Here is a 24,811-nt window from a genome sequence, read left to right on the forward strand (position 1 = left end):
ACACAGTATTTTAACGAAAAGGAAAAGTACTGCTCAAAAAAATAGCGGACTTTGATTCCAAAGTCCGCTAATAAGCAAGTTTTCAATTCTTAGGATATTCTCTCAATATCTGCTCCCAAAGCTCTAAGGCGCTCGTCGATATTTTGATAACCTCTATCTATCTGCTCAATATTATCAATGATAGATGTGCCGCTCGCAGATAGCGCGGCTATAAGTAATGCTACACCAGCACGAATATCAGGAGATGTCATCCGGATTCCACGCAGCTCAGTCTTCCTATCTAGACCAATTACAGTGGCTCTATGTGGATCACAAAGGATGATTTGTGCTCCCATGTCTATCAATTTATCTACAAAGAACAATCTCGACTCAAACATCTTTTGATGAACAAGCACAGTTCCGTTAGCCTGAGTGGCAGTTACTAATACTATGCTAAGCAAATCTGGAGTAAATCCTGGCCAAATGGCATCAGCTACAGTGAGGATAGACCCATCGATAAATGTTTCGATCTCATAATGCTTTTGCGCAGGAATGAAAATATCGTCTCCCCGGAATTCAAGCTGGATTCCCATTCTTCGGAAAGTGTCAGGAATGATGCCTAGTCGTGGTATTTGACAATCTTTGATGGTGATCTCAGATTGTGTCATGGCAGCTAGCCCAATAAAGGACCCGATTTCAATCATGTCCGGTAGCATCTTGTGTGTAGTGCCAGCTAAGCTCTCGACACCTTCGATTGTCAGAAGGTTTGAACCTACACCGGAGATTTTTGCACCCATGCGATTTAGCATGTCACATAGTTGCTGTAGATAAGGTTCACAAGCAGCATTGTAAATAGTCGTGGTCCCTTCTGCCATGGAAGCAGCCATCACGATATTTGCTGTTCCCGTTACTGAAGCTTCGTCAAGAAGCATATAGCAACCTTTTAGATTTTTCCCGTCAATATGAAAAATCTCATTTTTTGAGTCGTAATTGAATTTTGCACCTAGCTTCTGGAAACCGGTAAAGTGCGTATCCATCCTCCTACGCCCAATTTTATCTCCTCCTGGTTTGGATAGCTTTCCCTTACCAAATCTTGCAAGCAAAGGACCTAGTAGCATTACTGAGCCACGAAGTGCGGAAGCTTTTTTCAGGTATTCTTCCGTTTCCATGAAGTCAAGATTGACCTCATCGGCTTGGAAGCTATAGGTTTCAGGACCTTCTTTGGTGACTTTCACACCCATATCGCTCAATAAATCTATGAGCTTATTGACATCTACGATGTTTGGGATTTTTTCTATGGTAACTTTCTCAGGAGTGAGAAGGACTGCACAAAGAATCTGAAGTGCTTCGTTTTTTGCTCCCTGGGGAATTATCTCTCCTTTGAGTTTAATTCCACCATTGACCCGAAATGAACCCATTAATTTCTACGTTTTTTATTGTGCCCTGTATTTGGACGACGCTTATTGTTGTGATTTGATCTTTTGTTCTTTCCGTTGCTCCTCTCCTCCTGAAGAGGTGGTTTGAAATCACGGCGTGTATTGGATTCAAACAAACCATTTTCTCTAACTTTCTCTACATCGATATGCAACTTGCCCTTAGATAACGTCTTGATGTCGTCCAAGATTATGGCATCGTCAAAATTTTCTCTGTTCCAAGTAGAGTGAAAGCTTCGCATTAGCTGTCCGATAAAAATAATAGCCGCTTCCTGTTCTTGATCGTCTTCAAGTTTAATTGCGCCTTCGATCAGTTTTTCGATGTTTCTACCGTAGTGCTTGAATTTGATCTCGCTGGTGGGATATCCTATCGGAAGTGGTTTTTTGCCAAGCAATTCTTTTTCTGGCATAGGAAAAGGCGCGTCCACCTCAAGTTTGAAGTCAGACATGATATACAAGTCATCCCAAAGCTTTTGGTCATTCTCCTGCTTCATCGTAGGATTCAGCTGCTTGATGATTTCAATTACTGTATATGCGCTTTGGGTACGCTTATCACGATCTTCAATTGCCGTGATATGATCAACGAGGTGTTGAATGTTTTTGCCGTATTCTTTCAAAATGAGTTTTTGTTTGTCTAATTCTAAAGGCTCCATAATGCATCCCTTATTTGCGCTATTTAAGGTAATGAAAAAATTACCAAAAGGCAGGGGAGCAGGTGATTAGTCTATAATTCTGAGCTTCGCAAAGCTAAGTAATAATGTTTTCTCACCAAAATGCTCGAATTGAATCGTCGCTTTTCGGTTAATTCCTTCTGTTTCAATCTTTTGTACTTTTCCGAATCCGAATTTGGGATGCTCTATCAATTGCTCCGCCTGTAGATTGTTAGTATTTGAAGGTTTAAAATCCGGACTAGGCGTGTGAACTTTCATCGCTGTCGGTATTCTGGATTCAGGCTTCTTTTTGATGCCAATATACCCAGAAGATTCCGATGTGCCTGGAAGTCCCTCTCTCCTGAATGCTCCAGGCATTTCCTTCGAAGATACTTTTTTGCTCACCTTAATGCAATCGGGAGATACTTCTTCGAGAAATCTACTTGGCTCACAATTCAACAGTCGACCAAAACGATACCTGGTCAATGCGTAAGTGAAATAGAGTTTTTCCATTGCTCTGGTCGCAGCAACATAGAACAAACGGCGTTCCTCCTCAAGATCTTCGCGACTCTGCATCATCATTTGAGATGGGAATAAATCTTCTTCCATTCCCACTACAAAAACCTGCTTGAATTCCAATCCCTTTGAAGAGTGGATGGTCATCAGCGTGATGGCATCAGTGGTGTCTTTGTCCCGGTCGTTATCTGTGAGCAATGCGATTTCCTGAAGAAAAGCACCTAGGCTTTTGTCCTCGTTTTCTTCATTGTCAACATATTCCTTGATTGCATTTAGCAATTCCTGGACGTTTTCGTAGCGGTTGAGTCCTTCTATGGTTTTGTCTTCATATAGCTCGCGCAAGAGACCACTTTGTTTGGCAATGCTACTGGCAGCTTCGAAAGCATCTTTTCTCTCCACTTCGATCTTGAAAGCTTTGATCATCGTGGCAAAGTCATCCAACTGACTGGCAGCTCTACCTCCGAGGAAGCTATGTGCATTTTGCACCACTTCCCATAGTTGCATGTCATGATCAAATGCAGCTACAAGAATCTTATCTACCGAGGTGTCTCCAATTCCCCGCTTTGGATAATTCACAATCCTTTTGAATGCTTCTTCATCCACAGGGTTCACGGTGAACCGCATATAAGCCATCAGATCCTTAATTTCCTTTCTTTGGTAGAAAGAAAGTCCACCAACGATCTTATATGTCAAGTTCAGTTTGCGAAGCGCTTCTTCTATAGCCCGAGATTGGGAGTTGGTTCTATAAAGTATGGAGAAATCACTGTTGTTTAGCTTTTTGGTATTGCGCTCTTCGAAAATCGTGGAGGCTACGATTCTACCTTCTTCACTATCAGAGCTGGCTTTTATCAGCTCGATCAGATCACCGTCATCATTACTGGTCCAGACATTTTTTTTCAGCTGAGCTTTATTTTTATCTATGATAGAATTTGCAGCATTTACTATGGTCTTGGTGGAGCGATAATTTTGCTCCAGTTTCACCACAAATAGATCCGGGTAATCCTTCTCAAAATTCAGGATGTTTTGGATGTCTGCTCCACGGAAGGCATAGATACTCTGGGCATCGTCACCGACTACACAGATGTTTTGGTGAACAGCCGCAAGTTTTTTGGTGATCAAGTATTGGGAAAGGTTAGTATCCTGAAACTCATCCACCATTACATATCTAAACCGCTGCTGATATTTGTTCAGCACATCGAGGTGATCCCTAAAAAGGATATTGGTATTGAAAAGCAAGTCATCAAAGTCCATCGCACCGGCTTTGAAAAGCCTGTCTTGATAGCGCTGGTAGATTTCACCCATTTTGGGCTTCATAGCAGCTTCATCGTCAGCTTTTACATAGGGGTCATCCTGATATACTTTCCAGGTGATCAGACGGTTTTTGGCTCCGGAAATTCGAGCTAGTACAGCATTAGGCTTATACACTTTGTCATCCAGACGCATTTCCTTCACTATAGTACGAATGAGTGACTTGGAATCGTCTGAATCGTAAATGGTGAAATTGGAAGGATAGCCAATCTTCGGTGCTTCGACTCGCAGGATTTTCGCAAATACGGAGTGGAATGTCCCCATCCAAGTATTTCTGGCCTCCAAGCCTGCCAAAGTTTCTATCCTATGGCGCATTTCGGCAGCTGCTTTATTAGTAAAAGTCAGCGACAAAATATTAAAAGCATCTACACCTTTGCCATAAATCAGATGTGCGATGCGGTATGTAAGTACACGGGTTTTGCCAGATCCGGCACCCGCGATGATCATCACCGGTCCATCCGTATGTTCTACAGCCAGTCGCTGCTCTGGGTTTAAACTATCGAGGTAATCCATTTTTCAAGACAAGAAATTAGCTACAAGAATCAAAAGGGAGTAACAAGTAACTAGTTTCAAGATTTAAGTTGGGATTTGGAGATTTTACCATCTTCCGATTTTTCATTTTTTAATTCGCCATGGCGCACAAAATCTGGCAATTCAGAAATTTATATTCGCCAGCGTTTGTGGCTCCAAAGGTAGAGCTCTGGCTGCCGACGGATGTTTTCTTCCAGCCTTCGGCAAAATTCATCTGTTATGCTGTGAGGTGCATGGTCGTTGTAAGGCGGTCGCGCCAGTTCAGTAAATTCAAATCGATAATGGCCTCGCTTTTCTTTGGTAATCTGACCATAGAAGACAGGCAGTCCCATTTTCTTTGCCATAAATTCTCCACCTTCAAAGAATAAAGCTGGTCGATTCATAAATGTACGTGTATATCTGCTATCTGAGACGGGAGGACGTTGGTCTGCTGCAAGGTGTACAATTCTCGGTTCACTTCGCATAGTAATCATACTTCTCCGAAATTCCCTCTTCTCAGTCATTACTCCGCCAAAATGTGTCCGGATTTTTAGCATTAACTCATTGAAGAAAGAATTGTTGAGTTTGAGATAAACAGTTTCGGCGGTGACTTTCGTATTTAGTGCGACTCCTAATATCGCCATTTCCCAGTTGAAAACATGGCCTGCCATCATCAAAGCACTTTTGCCATCCTTCACTGGAGTATCCACAAGTTCCTGGTTAACCACATGAAACCGCTGCTTGAGTTCTTGCTCGGAGATAGTCAGCATTTTAATAGTCTCTGCAAAGAATGCATCGGTAAAATTTCTGTAAAACTTATTCCGGATAGTTTTTCGTTCTGCTGGAGTCTTCTCAGGAAATGCATAAAGCAAGTTTTCGTCAATCACTTTTTTTCGATAGCTAATTACATATCTTGCGATTAAATAAAGGGTATCTGAGAATAGGTATAATACAGAAAGAGGAAGCCTGGAGAGCAGTCTAAAGAAAAACATATGCTGGATCGCTGGGAAATCTATGGCTGAAAAGAGCCAAACCTTAGAACAAAATAAACGAAATCACCTGAATTCTTCCCAATTCCTAGTTTAAATTTCACCCAATCATTACTTTTGATGCTTATGTCGGAAGTTCAGCGCAGAAAATATTCTCAGGAAGAGAAAAATGCCATCTTCGATGGGGAGTTTATGCCACACATAGACTCTATGTACAATTTTGGCTATAGGCTCACCTTCGATGAAGATGATGCCAAAGATCTTGTACAGGATACCTACCTGAAGGCCTATCGTTTTATCAATTCATTTGAGCAGGGTACGAATGCCAAAGCTTGGCTTTTCAGAATTCTGAAAAACAGCTTTATTAATGAGTACAGAAAAAAATCCAAGCAGCCAACGAAAGTAGATTATCAGGAAGTTGAAACTTATTACAACTCGGATGATGTTCACTACCAAAGCACTAGTGATCTTCGAGCAGAATCTGTCAAGGATATGCTCGGTGATGAGATCTCAAATGCATTGAATAGCTTGGCAGTGGATTTCCGTACAGTGATAATTTTATGCGATCTGGAAGGATTTACATATGAAGAAATGGCCAAGATTCTGGATATCCCGATAGGTACTGTAAGATCCAGATTGCACCGCGCAAGAAATCTCCTGAAAGAAAAACTTCAGGGATATGCCCATAATATGGGATACAATACGGACGAAGAGGAGGAATAGTAAAAAAGTGATCGCTTAATGATGCCAGTAAGAATATCCTCTTTGCTTTCTTGAAACAAAGATCGATAACCGACGAGCGAAGTGGCATAAATGATATAGTTTACCAAAATCTATGTTGCTTTTGTCTAGTAACTGGCGACAAAGCTGATACTTAATTAAAGAATAATTACCCATGGAAATGAATGACAACCCATCTGGAGAGCGAAAGATGCAGTGCAGTGACGAAAGCAAATGCTTTGAGCTGTTAGAAAGTATTTTGGACGGAGACCTGAAAGATTCTGGCAAGGAGATCCTTAAGGAAAAGCTAGCCAAGTGCCAACCATGCTTTGAGCATTATCACTTGGAGCAAGCAATCCGCGATGTATTGAAAACAAAATGCACTAAACACGCTGTACCTAATGAGTTGGCAGATAAAATCCGCCAACAGATTCAGGATATTAAATAATCATGACCCAAGGAAAGGCCATTATTTTTTCTGCCCCATCGGGATCGGGCAAAACTTCCTTAGTGAAGCATTTGATCGAAACCATCCCAAATCTTGGGTTTTCTATTTCTGCCTGTACACGGGACAAGAGAGGACGACATGAAGTTCACGGCAAGGATTACTATTTTTTGAGTCAGGAGCAATTCAAGCAGCACATCGACAACAATGATTTCATAGAATGGGAGGAAGTCTATGCCGGCAACTTCTACGGGACTCTCAAGGAAGAAATCCAACGCATCTGGGACTCCGGTAAAGCAGTGATTTTTGATGTGGATGTGAAAGGCGGATTAGCCTTAAAAAAATATTTTGGCGAGCAAGCGCTGGCCATTTATGTGAAAGTGCCCAGCTTGGAAATTCTTAAATTACGACTCAGCGACCGGGGCACAGAATCAGAAGAATCGCTTTCCCGACGGTTGTTCAAAGCTGAATTTGAATCCAAATTTGAGCCGCAGTTTGATGTCACGATAGTCAATGACGAATTCTCAAAATCTTCTGCTGAATCTGAATATTTGGTTAGCGAATTTTTAGCACGCTAGTCAAGTGAAAATCGGTCTTTACTTCGGTTCCTTCAATCCTATCCATATTGGTCATCTGATTATCGCTGACACGCTTCACGACCGTACCGATTTGGATCAGGTTTGGTTTGTGGTGAGTCCGCAGAATCCCCTCAAAAAACGCCAGTCTTTGATTCATGAGTTTGATAGACTGCGAATGGTGGAGCTGGCTATCGAGGACAATTATCAGTTTCGGGCATCGGATGTGGAGTTCTCTATGCCCAAGCCTAGCTACACCATAGATACCCTCGCTTACCTGACTGACCAATATCCACAGCATCAGTTTTGCTTATTTTTAGGTTCGGATAATCTGACGCAGCTGAAGCGCTGGAAGAATTACCAGACAATTCTGGACAACTATGAGATCTTCGTCTATCCACGACCAGGCGAAGCGAATTCTTTTGATCATCCGAATATCAAGCTGATAGATGCACCGCTTTTGGATATCTCAGCCACTTTCATCCGCAAGTCCATTCTTGCCGGAAAATCTGTTAAATACCTGCTTCCTGAGGGAGTGTCGGATTATATTCGGGATAAGAAGTTGTATTTGTAACTTGATAATCAACTGATTTAACCTGATCTGCAATTAGATTTTAGGCTAAAGTATGCTTTGTGAATATTAGTTGATTTTCAAATTAATTCTTGCGATTACAAATAGAAATTCCATTAGGGTACAGGATTTTTGCATTCCGTCCCCTTTTTTGCTTTCTTGAAGATTGGCCTACGAGGCCATCTATAAAAATTCAAACCTGACTTTAATGCAAAAACATACCTATGGTAGTGGGGTGATAGGCAATTGTGCCTTTATCGCTCATGTAGAATTAGACACCAATATCAGCTGGATGTGTCTACCAAGATTTGATTCCGACTTTATTTTTGGTGGAATGCTCGACCGTGAAAAGGGTGGAGAATTCACCATTTATCCAGAATTCGAAGATTTTGAGTCTTCCCAAGTTTATTTAGAAAATACCAACGTACTTAAAACTACAGTGGTATCCGGTGAGGATAGTTATGCAGTAACTGATTTTGCGCCTAGATTCAAAAACTTTGATCGGTACTACAAGCCACTTATGCTGATTCGAAAGATCGAAGCGGTATCAGGATCTCCTAAAATACTCATCAAATGTCAGCCTTCTGCTGAGCATGGTGCCAGATTACTTAAAGCGAGTATGGGAAGCAATCATATTCGGTTTATGGATACAGACCAGGAACTTAGACTTTCTACCAATGCGCCTTTAAGCTACATTATGGATGGAAAGGCTTTTGCCTTGAATAAACCAATCTATTTAGTCCTTACTTACGGAAGACCTTTGGAAGCGCCAATAGAAACAACAAGTGAACGCTTTCTGCATGCCACTACTGCCTATTGGCAGGAGTGGGTGAAGTCCACCAGTATTTCTAACTTCCATCAGAAGTTGGTACTTCGCTCGGCTTTGATTCTGAAAATCCACCAGTACGAAGATACTGGAGCAATCATTGCAGCATCGACTACCAGTTTACCGGAGTCACCAGGATCTACCCGTAACTGGGACTACCGCTATTGTTGGATACGTGACAGTTATTATACACTGACTTGCTTCAATAGCTTAGGACACTTTGAGGAATTGGAGAAATATTTCGAGTTTATACATAACCTACGTCCCGGGGAAGATGGACGATATCAGCCGTTGTATTCTATTACGGGTGATTCGCTTTTGACGGAAGAAATCTCTGATCTTGCGGGATACTTGGATAATAAACCCGTACGCTTTGGTAATCAAGCGTATACCCATATTCAGAATGATCTGTACGGTCAGGTTTTGGTTTCATTGCTTCCGCTATATTCAGATCAGCGATTCACAGAGGAGGAGAGAAGTAGCTCAAAGCCAATGATCATGAATCTGCTGAATAAGATCGAAGCTACGATGAATGAGAAGGACGCTGGACTTTGGGAATTTAGAAATTTGGCGCAGGAGCACTGCTATACCTTTTTGTTTCATTGGGCAGGAGCATGTGCTGCAGCAAAAATAGGTATTCGCCTAAAAGATGACAGCATGTACCAAAAAGCGATAGAGTTGCGCGATATAGCTATACAGAAAATAGAATCCTGCTATCTACCGGAAAAGAAAGCCTATGGTCAGGCCCTTGGATCTACCTATATGGACGCTTCTACGCTTCAGTTGATCACTATGGGGTATTTTGGTGAAGATCTGGAGCGAGCAAATAACCATCTCAAAGCATTGGAAGATGAGTTGCTTGCTAAAGATTTCTTATTTTATAGATACAAGCACATGGATGATTTCGGAGTTCCTGAGACGACATTCCTGATCTGTGCATTTTGGTATATAGAGGCACTTGCGTGTGTTGGAAGACTAGATGAAGCAGTCGAAGGATTTGAAACGCTGGTGAAATACTGTAATCACTTACATCTTTTCTCCGAAGATGTGGATCAGAAGACAGGAAGTCAGTGGGGTAATTTCCCTCAGGCTTATTCCCATGTGGGTTTGATGAATGCTGCTTTCCGGATTGGTAAGAAACTGGATAGACCTAATTTCCTATAGAAGGTTTCCTGAAAAATATAAATCAAGAATTGTCCTGCTTTTAAATAAGCAGGACTTTTTTATTTCCAGTGGAGAGATGGTGTCAAGTGTATTGGGGCGTTGATACCTCTTCAAAAGTTTTTTTTAGCATAGCAAGGTTACCATTTTTCTATAGTTGGTTTTCAGACTTAAGGCAATACTTGTAGCTTTCAATTCTGATCAACTGGTTTACCTCATGAGTTTTCAAAGAATTTTATCGACTCTGCTTGTTGTGAGTATTGCAGTAGCTTTCTTTTCTTGTTCAAAAGACATCTATAAAGAGAACAATAAAGCTCATAAAAAGGCTGTAAAGGAAGCAACCGCTTTTATCCAGGAAATCCCCAAAACTAAGGCTGAGTTGGATTACGATACACTTAGCATCACTGATGAATGGATTGGAACGACCAACTTCAGCATCAGAAAGCCAAACTATGTGATCATCCATCACACAGCCCAGGTTTCTCTGCAACAGACAATCAATACATTCACTTTGACCAGAACTCAGGTAAGTTCACATTACGTGATTGGCAGAGATGGAGAAATCGTGCAGATGCTGAATGATTATTTGCGCTCATGGCATGCTGGAAGAGGAAAATGGGGTAATGATACAGACTTAAATTCTGCCTCTATCGGAATTGAATTGGATAATAATGGCAGCGAGCCATTTACAACTGCACAAATAGAAAGCTTGTTGGTTTTGCTGAAAAGATTGAAATGGAAATATGGAATACCAGATGCTAATTTTATAGGCCATTCGGATATTGCTCCAACTAGAAAAGTCGATCCTAGTATTTATTTTCCGTGGAAAAAGCTGGCAGACGAAGGATATGGGCTGTGGTATGATGAAGATGCAGTTTTTCCTATCCTTACTTATGATGATAATCTATCAATTCCTATCGAAAATACAGATTCAGTAGCTCAGCAATCAATAGATCCAATACTAGCTTTGAGAGTAATCGGCTATGACGTGAGCGATCCACAGGCCGCAATTCGCGCTTTTAAACTTCATTTTGTACAGATTGACGTAGATTCTGCTTTGACTCAGACAGATATGAGAATCTTGGACAATCTGTATAAGAAGTATCTTTAAGATCTTGAAATTGCAACAAAGAGATGAAGTTCAACTGTACCGTTGATAGATAGTTGACAGGCTTTTTTCCTAGAGGTTATCTATTTGCCCGACTGCTCCAATACCATTGCTTTCACACATTCCACCCAAGTGTTTTCAGAATTTAGACTTGGTACTAAGTCCCATTCTTCTCCTCCAGCTGCCAGGAATTTATCCCGGTATTCACCTGCGACTTCCACGGTTGTTTCTAAACAATCAGCTACAAAAGCAGGTGAGAAGGCCAGTACTTTCTTCACTCCCTGTCCAGCCAATTCGGTGATGACTTCGTCCGTGTAGGGCTTTACCCAAGGATCTTTTCCTAGTCTTGACTGGAAGCAGTTCACAGCCTTGTCTTCTGGAATGCCAAGTTTGTCACAGATCAAACGGGTGGTTTGAAAACATTGTGCTCTGTAGCAATAATGGTTTTTTGCTCCGTATTTATTGCAGCAAGCACCCAATTGGCAATAGCCATCCACGGATCCTTTGAGGATCTGTCGCTCAGGAAGTCCATGATACGAAAATAGAATTTTGTCGTATTCTTTGTCTTCCAACATAGCACGTCCACGCTCCGCCCAAGCCTCCAAAAACAAAGGATGCTCTATAAAATTGCTGATAAATGAAATGTCAGGAATGATCTGCCATTCGCTCGCTATTTCCATTACTTTCTCCTGAACAGAACCTGTAGACGCCGAGGCATATTGAGGGAAAAGAGGGAGCACAATAATTTTCGTAACGTGAGCCTTTCGTAATTCTTCCAAGCCAGCCTCTATGGAAGGAGTTTGGTAGCGCATCGCAATAGCTACCTTATATAGCTTTGAGTCAAGTTTTTCGATCAATTTATCTCTGAGATCCTCGGTATGAAAAAGTAGGGGAGATCCACGGTCAGTCCAAAGTTTGCGATATTCATGGGCTGACTTTGGTGCACGAAAAGGAGCGATGATTAAATTGATCAGCAGCCATCTGTTGAAATAAGGGATGTCTATCACCCGTCCATCCATTAGAAATTCACGAAGGTATTTTCTTACGTCGCCGGTAGCGGTACTATCTGGAGTTCCCAGGTTCACCAGCAAAACGCCGGTTTTTCCGGTTTGTGTCATTTCCTGTTTTTTGATTTTCAATTATGACCCAAAAATAAGGGCTTTGTTTTCAATAAGTACATCTAAAGAATCAAATCCTCATTGAATCTTTCAACCACAAAAAAACCCGACGCAGGCCGGGTTTGTTTTCTTTAATCGAAAATTCAATAATTAGGTGTCTTCGGAAAAGAGTTTATCCACTTTTTGCTTCACTTCCGGGTTGCTATTGTAAGCCATGAAAATAGCCTCAAATTTTTCAGTTGACATTTCATTTTCAACAATAACCTGCTCTATCTCTGTCTGGAGTTCTTCCTGTAGTTTCATTATTTTTTCACCGGCTTTGCTAAATGATTCTAATTCCTTCGGGTCACTTGATACTTCTGTAAGCTTCCCTCCTTGTTGTGCTTGCGCTAATTCTTGAAATCTCGGTACCTCAATACCACTTTCCTTAATTGAGCTGATCATGTCTGTTTGGATATTCTCTTGTAAAGGCATGATATCTTTATTGATTTTCACGAAGGTTTTAATTTCTTCTTCAGAGAAATTCGGTGTTGCTTTTATTTGTGTTTCAGGTGGAGTTGCTTGCTGAGCCATTGATACGGTTGTCATTAGACATGAGGCCATTACAGCAAACGTGAAGATTTTTAGTTTTTTCAGGTAATTCATATGGTTGAAAATTTGGTTAGTAATAACCAATTGACAAACAGAAAACCAAACAGACCATTAAATAGCAATTGTCTGACTTTTAACCAGTTTTAACTTTTTAAGTGACCTTTCAGTCCAATTACGCAAGGTTTTAATAAGTTAACCCTTGAAATAATTGGAGTACAGAAAAAAAGATGAAAATAAAGTTTAGTGCATAGATTGCCCCAAGTAACTATAATTTGACCCAGAGCTCCACAGTTATTTTTAGTAGTTAGTAACCAAGATTACCATTCCTAAACTTTCAGATTTCTTGCCCATCCAATCAACGGTCCGGCACTCATGCTTGCAATTATAGCAAGGATTACCAGTCCTATAAAGAGGGGCTCTGTGACCATTCCATTTTCTAATGCGATCAAACCCAGGACAATATCCATGCTTCCACGGGTGCTCATACCAAAGCCAGCTACAATGGATTCCTTTCGCGAAACTCCTCCAAGTCTTCCCCCTAAATAAGCACCATAATATTTCGTCAATAGCCCTACTATAATTACCACTCCTACAATTCCAGGATCAAACCCGGTGATAAAATTGACCTTTAGACCTATGGAGACAAAGAAGATGGGAGCAAAAATATTGTTTATGAACTGATGTAAGATTTCTTTTGCCTTTTCTGTCAAATACTCAGAATCTCCCAAAGCTACGCCTATTATAAAGGCACCAAAAATAGCGTGAATTCCAATGAATTCTGTGAAAGATGCAGCCAAGAAACATAACGCCAGAGAAAGTGAAAGTAATCCTCCCGGCCATGCCAATTTTTTATTGATCCAAGGTAGGACGCGATTGATCAAACCTTTGCCAATAGTCAGCATAACCAAAGTAAAAAGTAATGTCAAACCTATCGTGGGCCACACTCCCAAACCTTCACTTCCGGATTCGGATAGTGATAAAATCACCGAGAAAATAAGCCATCCCAGAACATCAACAATCATGGCAGCTGCGATAATTAGTAAGCCTGAGGAAGTTTTGAAAAGATTTAGATCCATTAAAATCCTGGCAACAATGGCCAATCCCGTGATAGAGATAGCTAGTCCAAAAAAAGTTGAGGCAACTATCCGGTCATTGATATTCACTCCAAGAAATTCTGGAAAAGCATAAGCGACCACAAAACCCGCGATGATCGGAAGCATCATGGAGGCTACGGCTATATAAAGTGCTTTTTTTCCCTGACTCCACACTATGTGTAGTTCCACTTCTAGACCAGCAATGAAAAGTAGCAATACAACGGATATTTGCACAAAACCATCAAAAGCCATGTTTGTCATCTCATGCGTACCAAACAGATACTCATGAGCACCGGGAAAGAAATTGCCAAGAATAGTAGGCCCTAGAATAACTCCTGCGAAAATTTCTCCTATCACTGCAGGTTGTTTGAACTTTCTGGCCAGTTCAGCAAATACTCTGGCCAGGATAAGTATCGACGCGAGTTGGAGGAGTAGATTGATTACCTCCTTATGGTCTAAAGTTTCCATGGAGGTTTAATTTTTTACTATTAATAAATTACAAGGTAAAGTGCTGAGTAAGTCCTCCAAATGATGGGGAAAAATCCTATCAAAGAAATTAAGTTTGTGATCATCGCCCACCACCAGCAGGTCTGCATCAATTTTCTCGCAGAATCTTGCCAGCTCCACAGCCCATCTTCCACCCGTCACTTTTATATTAATCTTCAAATCCCCCTGATCTATATTTTTCAAAATTCCCTCGACGTAGTCCACCTCGTTTTGCACTAATTGCCTACGGGTCTGAGAGGCTTCTTCTTCAGAGTCCTCGCTTGCTGTACCCATCAGAAGGCCATACATTTTGATTTCATTCAGAATGTGCACTTGGTCAGCTTTCACACATTTGGAAAAGTCAATACCACTTTTAATTACATGGGCAGTTATTTCCAGTTGAGTACCATTCAGCACTACTTTTTCGAAGACCGTGGAAGCCACTTTCGGTTCGATTAAGGTTAAAACAGAGCAGGGTGATTTTCGGATAATTTTCCTTCCTACAGATCCCATATAATACGTCAGCAAACCTTCACGCTTTAAAGCTCCCGCTACCAATAACTCCGCCTGCTCTTGCTTGCATGCTTCAATGATCATTTTGACAGGCTTTCCTTCTTTCCAGATTAGCTTGGTTTTAAGTTTGTCCAACCCGGTTTTGGAAATAATCTCATCGAGTTTTGCTTCCAACTCCTCGGTTTTTTTACCGACATGAATTAAGATGAGATCTGAGCCAAATAATTCAACTAATCGTTTTGTTTCAGAAATAAGGGCTTCCATCCGTGGAGAAAAAGCAATGGCAAGAGCTACTTTTTGATACATTTTGAAAAAGGTAATGCCCTTAAATAAACGAATTTTCCACTTCTGTCCAATAATTTTAAGACATCTCCATTTATCACAATGAATATCCATTCAAGAGTTAATTATGCGATCAGAAAAAGGAAAGGGCATTTTATCCCGATTTTTTGGTAAAATTTAGATACCGATATTTTGCAGAATTCGGAAAAACTGAAAATTAAAATCTAAGAGATCTATGAAAAAAACACTACTCAACTGGTTGTTGATTGGAGGAATGGGGCTATCGGGGACTGCCTTTGCGCAGTCAGATTACCCTACTCTCAGTCAACTAAATCAGAGATTGCAGCGCGTTGCTTCCAATGCTTCCGCTGAACTTACTTCGCTTACCAAAACTGAAGGCGGCAAAGATATCTGGGCGTTGAAAATAGGTTCCGGACAAATGGACCAGAAACCCGCGATCGCAGTAGTGGGCGGAGTGGAGGGTTATCAAGTTTTAAGTGTGGAGCTTGCTCTTCAATTTGCGGAGAAGCTAGTAAGTGATCATTCTGAAGCACTGGAAAATACTACTTTTTACATTTTTCCAAATATGTCTCCAGACGCATATGAGCAGTATCACGCTTCTTTGAAATATGAGAGAAGGGGAAATGCTGTATCTGTAGATCATGACCGGGATGGCATGCCAGGAGGAAGTGGGTACACAGATTTAAATGGCGATGGAATGATCACAATGATGCGCGTGGAAGATCCTATGGGGGAATATATAATTTCAAAAGAAGACGAGCGCATTCTCGTAAAGGCAGATAAATCCAAGGGCGAGGCAGGCAAATACGCTCTTTACAAGGAATCTAAAGATGAAGATAATGATGGTGAGTTTGCCGAAGATCTGAAGGAAGGTATTGCATTCAACAAGTCATTGACGTATAAGTTTCCGGTATTCGAGCCCTTAGCAGGTGATATGCCTGTAACTCAGAAAGAATCAAGAGCATTATTGGACTATTTGTTTGAGCAATGGAACGTGTTCGCTTTTGTAACTTTTTCTCCGGCGAATAATCTTTCCTCTCCTCTGAAATACAACGCAGGAAATGCCAAAAAAAGAATTGTGACTTCGATTTTGGAAAAGGATCAAGCGATCAATGCGTTAGTGTCTGATGTATATAATGAAACTGTGAGCCAGAAGGCTTTCCAGCAAGACAACCAAGGAACTGACGGTGACTTTTTTCAGTGGGCATATTTTCATTTTGGCAGGTTGAGTTTTAGCACGCCCGGATATTGGGTTCCGGAATTTAAAGATTCTACCGGCAAGGGAAAGTCGAATGCTGAGGCCAACTATTTGGCTTGGGCCGATTCATTGGGAATGAATGATGTCTTCATTCCCTGGACCGAAATTCAGCATCCTGATTTTCCTGGTAAAAAAGTAGAAGTAGGTGGTATCAAGCCATTTGTTATGACAAATCCTCCTTTCGATCAGGTTGAAGAAATTGCAAATCAGCAGACTGATTTTATATTGAAATTGGCAGCGATGCAGCCAAAGTTGGAGATTCATAATGTAAAAACTGAATCACTTGGAAATGGCCTAACTCGTATTAGCATGGATTTATTCAATAATTCAGCTATTCCTACACATTCGGAGATGGGAGAAAGATCCCGATGGTTACGTAAAATCCGAATTGATATGGAAGTTGATACAGATAAAATTTTGTCTGGAAATAAGATTGAATTGATGGATTCACTCGGTGCTTATGAGAAAGCTAGCTTTAGCTGGATTATACGTGGAAATGGAAGCGTGACTGTAAAAGCCGGAGCTTCCCATGCTGGATTCACATCTACTACTGTTAAACTATAAGCCATGAAAACAATGAAAACGAAAATGATCCTTGCCTTGGCTGTAGGTGCACTCAGTCTTGGAAGCCATAAAGTTGATGCTCAGGAGAAATTCTTCCGGGCAATAGGTACTCCACACAATCCCAAAGTAGAAATCGCTTTTAATAGATACTATACCTATGAGGGCTTGGTGGACAATATGAAAAAGATAGCGGCAGCACATCCTGATATTGCCAAACTCGAATCTATAGGCAAGTCTTACGAAGGAAGAGACATGATGACCCTGACCATTACGGACTTTTCTACAGGAAAGGACACAGACAAACCTGCCATGTGGATCGATGGCAATATACATTCCAATGAAATCCAAGGAGGAGAATTCTCACTATATGGTGCGTGGTACCTTACTGAGATGCATGCGGATAATGAATTTATCCAACAATTACTGAAAGATAAAACCTTCTATATCACACCGACTATTAATCCTGACGCAAGAAATGATTTCTTTCTGCAGCCAAACACAGCAAATTCACCTAGGTCAGGTATGATGATCCTAGATAATGATGGCGATGGAGAGGCAGGTGAAGATGGCATGGACGATCTGGATGGAGATGGTAATATCACCATGATGATTAGAAAATCTTCTACGGGACGCTACATCAAAGATCCACAAGATCCCCGTAAGCTTATCATGGTAAGTGCCGATAAAGTTGGAGAATATGAAATGCTAGGTCAGGAAGGTACTGACGGAGACGGGGATGGACGAGTGAATGACGATGGAGTAGGATATTACGATCCAAATCGTGACTGGGGATGGAACTGGCAGCCAGACTATATTCAGCGTGGAGCCTTAAGATATCCTTTTACTCTTCCCGAAAACCGTTCTATCATGGAGTTCGTGATGAAGCACCCTAATATTGCTGGAGCCCAAAGCTTTCACAATTCTGGTGGGATGATTCTACGAGGTCCAGGAGCAGAGGAGGATGTTGATACATATAATCGTGATGATATCAGGATCTATGACGCCATTGCAAAAAAAGGCGAAGAGATGATCCCAGGCTATAGGTATTTGACTGTATACAAAGATCTATATTCTGTTTTTGGAGGTGAGTTGGACTGGTTTTATGGAGTTAGGGGAGTATTTACTTACTCCAATGAATTGATGAATTCCTATCTGTATTACCATAAAGAATCTGAAGGAAGAGGACAGGATGAAATGTTTGAGGTAGACCAGATGTTGACGATGGGAGATGCTTTCGTGAATTGGCATGAATTTGAACATCCGCAATTTGGAACAATAGAGATTGGAGGCTTCAAGAAAAATTTCGGAAGAGCTCATCCTGGTTTTTTACTAGAGCAGGATGCGCATAGAAATACTGCTTTTACTATTTATCACGCTTACCACACGCCAAAACTTTCTATTATGGATGTGAAAGAAGAAGATTTGGGTGGAGGTATGAAAGCAATTACGGCTACAATTTTTAATGAGCGCCTTATGCCAACACATGCAAGTCAGGATTTGAAGTATAAAATTGAAAGGCCGGATTATGTGACCATTTCCGGGCCCAAAGTGGTTGCCGGCTTTGTGGTGGAAGATGAAGACTTTAAGAAATTCGCAGAGCAAAAATTAACTCCTGAAAAAATTTCAATTACAAATATTCCAGGTATGACAGGAGTAAAAGTAAAATGGATTGTGTCTTCGGGATCAAATTATACTATTAACGTTGATTCTGCTAAGGGAGGAAAGGCTAGTTGGAAGAAGTGATCAGATTGCAATGATTGGTATTCAATGGGTATAGCCCTGCCAGAAAAATAAAGAATGCGGAGCAGAAGTGCTTCGCATTTTTTTTGTGTAATGATTTTAGCCGCTGAGATCATTAAGGTTTACACAGAAAGTGTGTTTTTGGATCTTCGTTAAGAAAGATATTTTCAGTACAGAATTCTTACAGCAATGAATGTACTGTGCATGACTGTCAGAAAATCTTTTATAGACAATTTGTAATCAGGATTGGATAGTTAAGAATTAGGCTCCTGCTCGTAAAGTACGGTGGCACTTTATTAATAGATTAAGATTTCCTAAGGTGGTAGGATAATTTCGGTGAAATAAGCGGGGAAGGATCTGTATCATATTTGATTAAAAAATCTATAAAAACAAAACCCCGCTCGATTGCTCAAGCGGGGTTGAATTATATAGAAAGTTGGTTTAGCTTATAAGCTAGATACGAAGCTTTCGAATCCAGATGCAGTTTTTACTTTAAAGTTGATTCCAGCTCCACTTACTTTATCAAAAGAGTAGATTTTGTGAAGTCCCTGAGGATTGTCTATTTTCTCAGTATGGATCAATTTGTCGCCGTCATAGATCATTACTTCGATATCTTTAGCTTCTAAGTTGCTTACTAGCAATCTGTATTTGTTGTCTCCCATTTGAGAAACTCTAGAGAATACAGCTGGAGCTTCAGTCACATAGTTATCGAAAGAAGCAGTTCTTAAAACGCCTGATTCGTCTAAAACCTCTACAGAATAAGTTCCTTCAGGAAGTGCTTTCAGATCATATTTTTTAGCGAAAGCTTCATTCTTGCTGATTCTGTCTCTTAAGATCAAACGATCTTCAGAATCCGTGATTTTAACGATCACAGTTCCTTGTGGCGCTTCGTTAAATGATACTGCTACTTTAGTATCCTCAGTTTTTCTGATAAGTACTGTTGTGACTTCTGATTTTGCAAACGCTCCTGCAGCAATCCCAGCTACAAAAAGCAATGTGAGTAATTTTTTCATTTTAATAATTGGTTTGAATAGGTTTCTAATTTTAGTGTAACCGCCAGACGGCTGATCCGTCTCTGGGTGGGGTAATTTGGGCTACGTTTTTCATCGGGGTAACCGATTGGTTTGTTATTACGATTCAAAGGTACGACGGAAATCATTAATTGCAAATACTTCAATAAAAAAAGATCATTGTTAATGATTTGGTAACGAACAGCTTGAATTATTGTGGATTTAATAAAATGCTATCGCAATCGATAGCGAAACTCTCGGTATTTTGAGATTTGGTCATTTTTAAAAATAATAATCTGTTTTTGTAATTAATACAAAATAAAATAACCACGCTTAAAAAGTATTTCTATAGAATTCCAATGGAAATTTTGTGAAAAAAAAATTAAAAAATTTTTGAAGACTCTATAAAAACCATGATTTCATGAGCCTTTTTTAACAAAATCAACACTTTTAGAAGCGTTAATGCTTGAATATTCTACCCATCATTTTTATAATGAACAAAAAAAACTGGTCTAGAAATGATTTTCTAAACCAGTTTGGAGGAATTACTCATAAATATGAATACCCACTATTTTCAGATTTTTGCGGAGATCAGTGAATACCCTTATAATTTGTGGCTTTTGCAACCAATTCCTGATCAAATTTACCCTTCAATTCTACTACCATCAGGTCCCCATCATCGCCTCCTACCAGTACTACTAAATCTGAAATGGTATTTCCTCCTTTAGAATATACGATTACCCCTCCTTTTTTTCCCTCGGAAGCTTCCATCAGCAACTCATATCTTTCTTTCTCCAGTCCTTTTTGTAGTGCTTTGTATTCCATTCGGGAATTATCGGCTTGATCGGGTAGGGTGAAGAAGTTCAATTTTTCAATAGATTTGGCCACCGTCGCCATATCATTTTTGTCAATATCGATTTTAAAGCCTTCTGCAAAATTCATGAAGTTGCCTCCGAGCTCCATGTGGAAGAAATCGTCCTCACTTTTGTATTTTTCATACAGAGCCTTTACACTTTTGCTCTGCGCCTGAAGGGCCATCACTGATCCGATTAAGATTAAGGTTAGAATTAGCTTTTTCATATGCTTATTATATAGTATGGTTTGTATTTAGAATTTTTATTTAAGGGGACTTGTGTGATTATTTCTAGTTTCTGCTCTATGGAAAATTATTTGGATCCTTTTGGACCTTTGCTTCCTTTTCCATACTTGTCCATTCCTGGTATGTCAGTTTTTTCTGCAAGCAAGTTGAGGTCTTCGTAAGTAAAACTTCCCAACATCGATAATAAGGTGAAGTCTCCATCTTCTCCAGAGATCATCATTAATTCCCTAACCAAACCTCCTTCCTCACGGACCATAAACTTGAGGCTACTTCCCTTGTCTTCGACAATCATAAGATCTTCGTACTTGTTTTTAGAAAGGGTTCCCATTGCTTCTTGGTAAAAGGTCATCCCATTCACTTCGTCGGAAGAAAGAATACGAATTCCTTTTACTTTTTGAATGAGGATGCCAAGATCCTCCGAGTCTTTATCTGTTCCAGCGTTACTTTTCAGGAATCCTCCTGCCATCTGCATCATCTTCGGGCTGATATATACTCTGGAGAATCTATCATCGTCCATGTACTTTGAGAAAAAGCGCTGGATCGCATCGTCCTGAGCTTGCACCTTGATAATAAAGGCAAATAGCAAAAGCTGAATTAATAGAAATTTCTTCATGGCTTATTTTGATATAGAGTTACCAAATAATTGGTTTGTTGTGTTCAGGTATTTCATTTCATTCATTACACCCATTTCTTCCTGACCTTTGGAGAGGTTATTTTGGATCAAGGCAAAAGCCTGCATCACTTCCATGTATGCTTCCTCCTCAGCTTGCTTTTGCTCAAATACAGTCCATCCCCAAATAGAACCGACGAGGATTGCAACCGATGCAGCCCAACTCATCCAGTTTCTTGATTTGATAGGAACTGTTTTAGTTGGCATTTTTAGGTTTGGCTCCTCGGAGGAAAGTTTGCTTATACCTATAAACAATGTCTTCTCTTCAGTATATCCTTCTGCAGATTGAAGTAGGTGCTTCAGTTCCTGTTCTTCAGCTAAGCTAGTCTCAGCTTCCCAGTACTTTTCCAATAATTCGTCTATTCGCTGATTCCTCATTTGTTTGATGTTTGGTTGAGCATCCGCTCTCGAATGCTTTTTCTGGCTCTATGAAGGTTTACTTTCACTTGTTCCAGGCTAATATCCAGGTGCTCGGTAATTTCCTCATAACTTAATCCTTCTACTTCTCTCAGGTGGAAAATCTCCTGCTGTCTTAAAGGCAGACCTTTTACCAGATCCATTACTTTTTTCACCGAATCTTTTGTCTCATCAGAGATTGATTCTTCCACTTTTAAATCTTCCAAACCTTCCAGTGAATCCAATTTCTTAGTTTGCCTGAAGTGCATCAGCGCTTCATTTTTCAAGCTACTTACAAGCCAACCTGTAAGATTGGGATGGCTGCGAAGTTCCTCTTCCCGTGCAAAAGATTTTTCGAAAACATTCTGAAGCATATCCTCTGTAAGGGATCGGTCCCTCACCCAGAGATACCCTAGCCGATAGAGCCTGCCTCTTTGTGGCCAGATATGTGCTTCAAAAAATGACTTCATTTAATACGGTAATGCATGGAAATGCGGAATGTTACAGTTGACATAAAAAAAAATAAAAAGTTTTTTAATTAAACTGTAATAATGGATAGGCAAAGATTCTCAATTCTTTAAGCTTTTGGCTGAGATAGCTGAGTACACTAAATTGCTTCTAAATTAGAGAAGGAAATAGTATGCATGCCTACTATTTCCTAATTTGCTTAAATCTTATGGAAAAATCGATCGAAAATCTAAAGCTAGAACACATAAAAAAAGCCATGAATTTCTTCATGGCTTGTGGTGATAAATGGACTCGAACCATCGACTCACGGATTTTCAGTCCGATGCTCTACCAACTGAGCTATATCACCTTGTTGTAAAGTGATGCAAAGGTAGGTATTTGAGTATTTGAAGCAAGCCATTTTAGAAAAAAATATAGACTAAAACCCAAGAAACACGCTAATAACGTCACTATGAGCTTTTTACCTCAACTTATATTTCTGATCATTTTAATTGCTGCGGGCTTCTTTTTGATCAAAAGGGTTAAATTTCTCCGAAGAAATATTCTTCTGGGCAAAGATGAAATAAGAAATGACCGGCGAGAGAAACGCTGGAAAACGATGCTATTAGTAGCTTTTGGTCAGCAAAAGATGTTTAAGCGGTTTATTCCTGCTTTTCTCCACTTGTTTGTCTATGTGGGATTCTTGGTGATCAACCTTGAAGTACTCGAGTTTGTCTTGGACGGCATTTTAGGTACTCATAGGTTATTTGCTCCTTACCTTGGAGAAGTATACGTGGTGGCTATGAATTTCTTTGAGTTTCTTGCTGTCATGGTCCTGGTTTCATGTGTGATCTTTTTGATACGAAGAAATGTGGTCAAAGTGCCAAGGTTCACTAAGCCGGAGATGAAAGGATGGCCGGCAATGGATGGAAACTTGATTCTTTGCATTGAGATTGTCCTGATGATTGCTATTCTGAAAATGAATGCTGCAGACCAGATCTTGGCATCGAGAGGGGTAGGACATTACATTGTAGTCGGAGATTTATTCTTTAGCGGTCTGCTTCATCCGATCTTGGAAAATATGAGTACAGGACTGCTGATTTTTGTAGAACGGTCAGCTTGGTGGTTTCATATTATCGGAATTTTAGCGTTCGCTATTTACGTAACGTATTCTAAGCATTTGCATATTTTCCTAGCGTTCCCAAACACTTGGTACTCGAACCTGAGGCCTAAAGGTGAAATGGTAAACATGCCAGCTGTGACCAATGAAGTAAATATGATGCTTGGTATTCCCACGGATGCACCTGCAGACCCACCGGCAGAGATAGGTAGATTCGGAGCCAAAGACATTAATGATTTGAGCTGGATTAATGTACTGAATGCCTATTCCTGTACAGAATGTGGTAGATGTACTTCTGAGTGTCCGGCTAATTTGACGGGTAAGAAACTTTCTCCCCGAAAAATAATGATGGACGTGCGGGATCGCGCAGAGGAAGTTGGGAAGAGCTTGGACTCTGGTGGAAAAGGATTGGAAGATGGTAAGTCACTATTAGGTGATTACATTACCAAAGAAGAATTGAATGCTTGTACAAGTTGCAATGCCTGTGTGGAAGCCTGTCCAGTAAATATCGATCCATTGTCAATCATTTTGGAAATGCGCCGCTATGTAGCAATGGAAGAGTCAGGAACCCCTCCGCAATGGAACGCTATGTTTCAAAATCTGGAAACCAGTTTTGCTCCATGGAAATTCAGCCCCCAAGATCGTTTTAACTGGGCTGAGAAAGTAAAGGATGAAGAAATTCCAGATTAAAAATTGAAAAATTTTGTAACCCATAGAGTTTGAATTTGCGGGAAAAGCGAAACTCTTGATTTGACCTCGTAAATCATACTTCTCAAAATCGTAATTCTAAATTATGTCAACATATAAAGTTCCAACAATGGCCGAGATGGCTGGCAAAGGAGAAAGTCCAGAAGTTCTTTTCTGGGTAGGTTGTGCCGGATCATTTGATGATCGATACAAAGCCGTTACACAGGCTTTTGTAAAAATATTAAATAAGGTAGGGGTAAGTTTTGCCGTGCTCGGTCCTGAGGAATCTTGTACCGGAGATCCTGCTAGGCGTGCGGGGAATGAATTTCTTTTCCAGATGCAAGCTGTTGCGAACATTCAGGTAATGAACGGCTATAATATCAAGAAAGTGGTTACTGCCTGTCCTCACTGCTTCAATACCATAAAAAACGAATATCCGGCATTAGGAGGTAATTATGAGGTGATACACCATTCACAATTTCTTCAACAACTGATTAATGAAGGAAAAGTAGCATTAAAGGGAGGGGGAGAGTTTAAAGGAAAGAAAATTACGTTTCACGATTCCTGCTATCTAGGTAGAGGAAACAATGTATATGAAGCACCAAGAGAGGTGATCAAAGCACTGGATGTTGAGTTGGTAGAGATGAAACGATGCAAAACAAAAGGCCTGTGCTGTGGCGCTGGAGGTGCACAGATGTTCAAAGAGCCAGAGCCTGGCAAAAAAGATATCAATGTAGAGCGAACCGAGGAAGCCCTGGCTACGGGAGCCAGCGCTATCGCGGTAGGTTGTCCATTCTGCCTAACCATGATGACAGACGGTGTAAAGAATAAGGAGAAGGAAGCTGAAGTGAAAGTCTATGACTTAGCGGAGATGATCGCTAAGGATATGGGAATTTGATATTTCGAATGAATCAATTTGGCCCT

23 protein-coding genes and 1 tRNA gene are annotated in these 24,811 nt (G+C 40.5%); 10 read left to right on the forward strand and 14 right to left on the reverse strand.

Features of this window, described 5'->3' with window-relative positions:
• Positions 1 to 89 precede the first annotated feature (89 nt).
• The 4 genes from murA to AACZ73_RS05395 all read right to left on the reverse strand — a co-directional run bounded on the left by murA (position 90) and on the right by AACZ73_RS05395 (position 5,388).
• A complete protein-coding gene (murA, locus tag AACZ73_RS05380) occupies positions 90 to 1,397 on the reverse strand; it encodes a UDP-N-acetylglucosamine 1-carboxyvinyltransferase (RefSeq protein WP_339876071.1) in 1,308 nt (435 codons plus the stop codon).
• Complete coding sequence (locus tag AACZ73_RS05385; RefSeq protein WP_339876072.1) at positions 1,397 to 2,065, reverse strand: DUF4290 domain-containing protein; 669 nt, start codon at positions 2,063 to 2,065, stop codon at positions 1,397 to 1,399. Before AACZ73_RS05385 ends, murA begins: the two co-directional genes overlap by 1 nt.
• A gap of 66 nt (positions 2,066 to 2,131) precedes the next feature.
• A complete protein-coding gene (locus AACZ73_RS05390) occupies positions 2,132 to 4,399 on the reverse strand; it encodes a UvrD-helicase domain-containing protein (protein ID WP_339876074.1) in 2,268 nt (755 codons plus the stop codon).
• 149 nt (positions 4,400 to 4,548) lie between these two features.
• On the reverse strand, positions 4,549 to 5,388 hold the full coding sequence (locus AACZ73_RS05395) for a lysophospholipid acyltransferase family protein (protein ID WP_339876076.1): 840 nt from the start codon (positions 5,386 to 5,388) through the stop codon (positions 4,549 to 4,551).
• Between the two features lie 123 nt (positions 5,389 to 5,511).
• Here AACZ73_RS05395 and AACZ73_RS05400 point away from each other — a divergent pair, with 123 nt between their 5' ends.
• From AACZ73_RS05400 to AACZ73_RS05425, 6 genes are all read left to right on the forward strand, one after another.
• Complete coding sequence (locus AACZ73_RS05400) at positions 5,512 to 6,108, forward strand: sigma-70 family RNA polymerase sigma factor (RefSeq protein WP_057939486.1); 597 nt, start codon at positions 5,512 to 5,514, stop codon at positions 6,106 to 6,108.
• A gap of 172 nt (positions 6,109 to 6,280) precedes the next feature.
• Positions 6,281 to 6,553, forward strand: a complete 273-nt coding sequence (locus AACZ73_RS05405; RefSeq protein WP_339876078.1) for an anti-sigma factor — start codon at positions 6,281 to 6,283, stop codon at positions 6,551 to 6,553.
• A 2-nt stretch (positions 6,554 to 6,555) separates the two neighbouring features.
• Positions 6,556 to 7,128, forward strand: a complete 573-nt coding sequence (gene gmk / locus AACZ73_RS05410) for a guanylate kinase (protein WP_339876080.1) — start codon at positions 6,556 to 6,558, stop codon at positions 7,126 to 7,128.
• Positions 7,129 to 7,132: 4 nt separating this feature from the next.
• On the forward strand, positions 7,133 to 7,699 hold the full coding sequence (nadD, locus tag AACZ73_RS05415; protein WP_339876082.1) for a nicotinate (nicotinamide) nucleotide adenylyltransferase: 567 nt from the start codon (positions 7,133 to 7,135) through the stop codon (positions 7,697 to 7,699).
• Between the two features lie 205 nt (positions 7,700 to 7,904).
• A complete protein-coding gene (locus AACZ73_RS05420) occupies positions 7,905 to 9,686 on the forward strand; it encodes a glycoside hydrolase family 15 protein (RefSeq protein WP_339876083.1) in 1,782 nt (593 codons plus the stop codon).
• A gap of 214 nt (positions 9,687 to 9,900) precedes the next feature.
• A complete protein-coding gene (locus tag AACZ73_RS05425; protein ID WP_339876084.1) occupies positions 9,901 to 10,794 on the forward strand; it encodes an N-acetylmuramoyl-L-alanine amidase in 894 nt (297 codons plus the stop codon).
• A gap of 80 nt (positions 10,795 to 10,874) precedes the next feature.
• Here the strand turns inward: AACZ73_RS05425 and hemH are convergent, their stop codons facing one another.
• The 4 genes from hemH to AACZ73_RS05445 all read right to left on the reverse strand — a co-directional run bounded on the left by hemH (position 10,875) and on the right by AACZ73_RS05445 (position 14,899).
• A complete protein-coding gene (hemH, locus tag AACZ73_RS05430; RefSeq protein WP_339876086.1) occupies positions 10,875 to 11,909 on the reverse strand; it encodes a ferrochelatase in 1,035 nt (344 codons plus the stop codon).
• 150 nt (positions 11,910 to 12,059) lie between these two features.
• Entirely contained in the window at positions 12,060 to 12,554 is a 495-nt protein-coding gene (locus tag AACZ73_RS05435) for a DUF4168 domain-containing protein (RefSeq protein WP_339876088.1), read from the reverse strand.
• Positions 12,555 to 12,826: 272 nt separating this feature from the next.
• Positions 12,827 to 14,062, reverse strand: a complete 1,236-nt coding sequence (locus AACZ73_RS05440) for a cation:proton antiporter (RefSeq protein ID WP_339876090.1) — start codon at positions 14,060 to 14,062, stop codon at positions 12,827 to 12,829.
• A 6-nt stretch (positions 14,063 to 14,068) separates the two neighbouring features.
• On the reverse strand, positions 14,069 to 14,899 hold the full coding sequence (locus AACZ73_RS05445; protein ID WP_339876092.1) for a universal stress protein: 831 nt from the start codon (positions 14,897 to 14,899) through the stop codon (positions 14,069 to 14,071).
• A gap of 211 nt (positions 14,900 to 15,110) precedes the next feature.
• On the opposite strand from AACZ73_RS05445, the gene AACZ73_RS05450 reads away from it, so the two are divergent.
• Positions 15,111 to 16,718, forward strand: a complete 1,608-nt coding sequence (locus AACZ73_RS05450; RefSeq protein WP_339876093.1) for a M14 family metallopeptidase — start codon at positions 15,111 to 15,113, stop codon at positions 16,716 to 16,718.
• A 12-nt stretch (positions 16,719 to 16,730) separates the two neighbouring features.
• The gene (locus AACZ73_RS05455) at positions 16,731 to 18,461 is read left to right on the forward strand and encodes a M14 family metallopeptidase (protein WP_339876352.1); all 1,731 of its coding nucleotides are present in this window, start codon (positions 16,731 to 16,733) and stop codon (positions 18,459 to 18,461) included.
• 443 nt (positions 18,462 to 18,904) lie between these two features.
• Here the strand turns inward: AACZ73_RS05455 and AACZ73_RS05460 are convergent, their stop codons facing one another.
• From AACZ73_RS05460 to AACZ73_RS05485, 6 genes are all read right to left on the reverse strand, one after another.
• Complete coding sequence (locus AACZ73_RS05460) at positions 18,905 to 19,471, reverse strand: hypothetical protein (RefSeq protein WP_339876095.1); 567 nt, start codon at positions 19,469 to 19,471, stop codon at positions 18,905 to 18,907.
• Positions 19,472 to 20,059: 588 nt separating this feature from the next.
• Positions 20,060 to 20,548 (reverse strand): DUF4252 domain-containing protein, encoded by a 489-nt coding sequence (locus AACZ73_RS05465; RefSeq protein WP_339876097.1) that lies wholly within the window; start codon positions 20,546 to 20,548, stop codon positions 20,060 to 20,062.
• An 86-nt stretch (positions 20,549 to 20,634) separates the two neighbouring features.
• Positions 20,635 to 21,180 (reverse strand): DUF4252 domain-containing protein, encoded by a 546-nt coding sequence (locus AACZ73_RS05470; RefSeq protein ID WP_339876098.1) that lies wholly within the window; start codon positions 21,178 to 21,180, stop codon positions 20,635 to 20,637.
• Between the two features lie 3 nt (positions 21,181 to 21,183).
• The gene (locus AACZ73_RS05475; protein ID WP_339876100.1) at positions 21,184 to 21,615 is read right to left on the reverse strand and encodes a hypothetical protein; all 432 of its coding nucleotides are present in this window, start codon (positions 21,613 to 21,615) and stop codon (positions 21,184 to 21,186) included.
• Complete coding sequence (locus AACZ73_RS05480) at positions 21,612 to 22,103, reverse strand: sigma-70 family RNA polymerase sigma factor (protein ID WP_339876102.1); 492 nt, start codon at positions 22,101 to 22,103, stop codon at positions 21,612 to 21,614. Before AACZ73_RS05480 ends, AACZ73_RS05475 begins: the two co-directional genes overlap by 4 nt.
• A gap of 274 nt (positions 22,104 to 22,377) precedes the next feature.
• A tRNA-Phe gene (locus tag AACZ73_RS05485) sits at positions 22,378 to 22,450 on the reverse strand.
• A gap of 102 nt (positions 22,451 to 22,552) precedes the next feature.
• On the opposite strand from AACZ73_RS05485, the gene AACZ73_RS05490 reads away from it, so the two are divergent.
• Positions 22,553 to 23,890: a 4Fe-4S dicluster domain-containing protein gene (locus AACZ73_RS05490; RefSeq protein WP_339876103.1), complete on the forward strand. Its 1,338-nt coding sequence runs from the start codon at positions 22,553 to 22,555 to the stop codon at positions 23,888 to 23,890.
• A 103-nt stretch (positions 23,891 to 23,993) separates the two neighbouring features.
• Positions 23,994 to 24,785, forward strand: a complete 792-nt coding sequence (locus AACZ73_RS05495; protein ID WP_339876105.1) for a (Fe-S)-binding protein — start codon at positions 23,994 to 23,996, stop codon at positions 24,783 to 24,785.
• The last annotated feature ends 26 nt before the right edge of the window (positions 24,786 to 24,811 follow it).

It is taken from the genome of uncultured Algoriphagus sp. (genome assembly GCF_963974835.1).
Classification (GTDB): domain Bacteria; phylum Bacteroidota; class Bacteroidia; order Cytophagales; family Cyclobacteriaceae; genus Algoriphagus.

Excerpts from the sequence above, each read along its gene's own strand:
- AACZ73_RS05390 (WP_339876074.1), bottom strand. The coding sequence starts at position 4,399 with ATGGATTACCTCGATAGTTTAAACCCAGAGCAGCGACTGGCTGTAGAA.
- AACZ73_RS05490 (WP_339876103.1), top strand. The coding sequence starts at position 22,553 with ATGAGCTTTTTACCTCAACTTATATTTCTGATCATTTTAATTGCTGCG.
- AACZ73_RS05425 (WP_339876084.1), top strand. The coding sequence starts at position 9,901 with ATGAGTTTTCAAAGAATTTTATCGACTCTGCTTGTTGTGAGTATTGCA.
- AACZ73_RS05405 (WP_339876078.1), top strand. The coding sequence starts at position 6,281 with ATGGAAATGAATGACAACCCATCTGGAGAGCGAAAGATGCAGTGCAGT.
- hemH (WP_339876086.1), bottom strand. The coding sequence starts at position 11,909 with ATGACACAAACCGGAAAAACCGGCGTTTTGCTGGTGAACCTGGGAACT.
- AACZ73_RS05395 (WP_339876076.1), bottom strand. The coding sequence starts at position 5,388 with ATGTTTTTCTTTAGACTGCTCTCCAGGCTTCCTCTTTCTGTATTATAC.
- AACZ73_RS05400 (WP_057939486.1), top strand. The coding sequence starts at position 5,512 with ATGTCGGAAGTTCAGCGCAGAAAATATTCTCAGGAAGAGAAAAATGCC.
- AACZ73_RS05420 (WP_339876083.1), top strand. The coding sequence starts at position 7,905 with ATGCAAAAACATACCTATGGTAGTGGGGTGATAGGCAATTGTGCCTTT.
- AACZ73_RS05440 (WP_339876090.1), bottom strand. The coding sequence starts at position 14,062 with ATGGAAACTTTAGACCATAAGGAGGTAATCAATCTACTCCTCCAACTC.
- AACZ73_RS05445 (WP_339876092.1), bottom strand. The coding sequence starts at position 14,899 with ATGTATCAAAAAGTAGCTCTTGCCATTGCTTTTTCTCCACGGATGGAA.
- AACZ73_RS05385 (WP_339876072.1), bottom strand. The coding sequence starts at position 2,065 with ATGGAGCCTTTAGAATTAGACAAACAAAAACTCATTTTGAAAGAATAC.
- AACZ73_RS05455 (WP_339876352.1), top strand. The coding sequence starts at position 16,731 with ATGAAAACGAAAATGATCCTTGCCTTGGCTGTAGGTGCACTCAGTCTT.
- AACZ73_RS05475 (WP_339876100.1), bottom strand. The coding sequence starts at position 21,615 with ATGAGGAATCAGCGAATAGACGAATTATTGGAAAAGTACTGGGAAGCT.
- AACZ73_RS05435 (WP_339876088.1), bottom strand. The coding sequence starts at position 12,554 with ATGAATTACCTGAAAAAACTAAAAATCTTCACGTTTGCTGTAATGGCC.
- gmk (WP_339876080.1), top strand. The coding sequence starts at position 6,556 with ATGACCCAAGGAAAGGCCATTATTTTTTCTGCCCCATCGGGATCGGGC.
- AACZ73_RS05480 (WP_339876102.1), bottom strand. The coding sequence starts at position 22,103 with ATGAAGTCATTTTTTGAAGCACATATCTGGCCACAAAGAGGCAGGCTC.
- AACZ73_RS05450 (WP_339876093.1), top strand. The coding sequence starts at position 15,111 with ATGAAAAAAACACTACTCAACTGGTTGTTGATTGGAGGAATGGGGCTA.
- murA (WP_339876071.1), bottom strand. The coding sequence starts at position 1,397 with ATGGGTTCATTTCGGGTCAATGGTGGAATTAAACTCAAAGGAGAGATA.
- AACZ73_RS05465 (WP_339876097.1), bottom strand. The coding sequence starts at position 20,548 with ATGAAAAAGCTAATTCTAACCTTAATCTTAATCGGATCAGTGATGGCC.
- AACZ73_RS05495 (WP_339876105.1), top strand. The coding sequence starts at position 23,994 with ATGTCAACATATAAAGTTCCAACAATGGCCGAGATGGCTGGCAAAGGA.
- AACZ73_RS05470 (WP_339876098.1), bottom strand. The coding sequence starts at position 21,180 with ATGAAGAAATTTCTATTAATTCAGCTTTTGCTATTTGCCTTTATTATC.
- AACZ73_RS05460 (WP_339876095.1), bottom strand. The coding sequence starts at position 19,471 with ATGAAAAAATTACTCACATTGCTTTTTGTAGCTGGGATTGCTGCAGGA.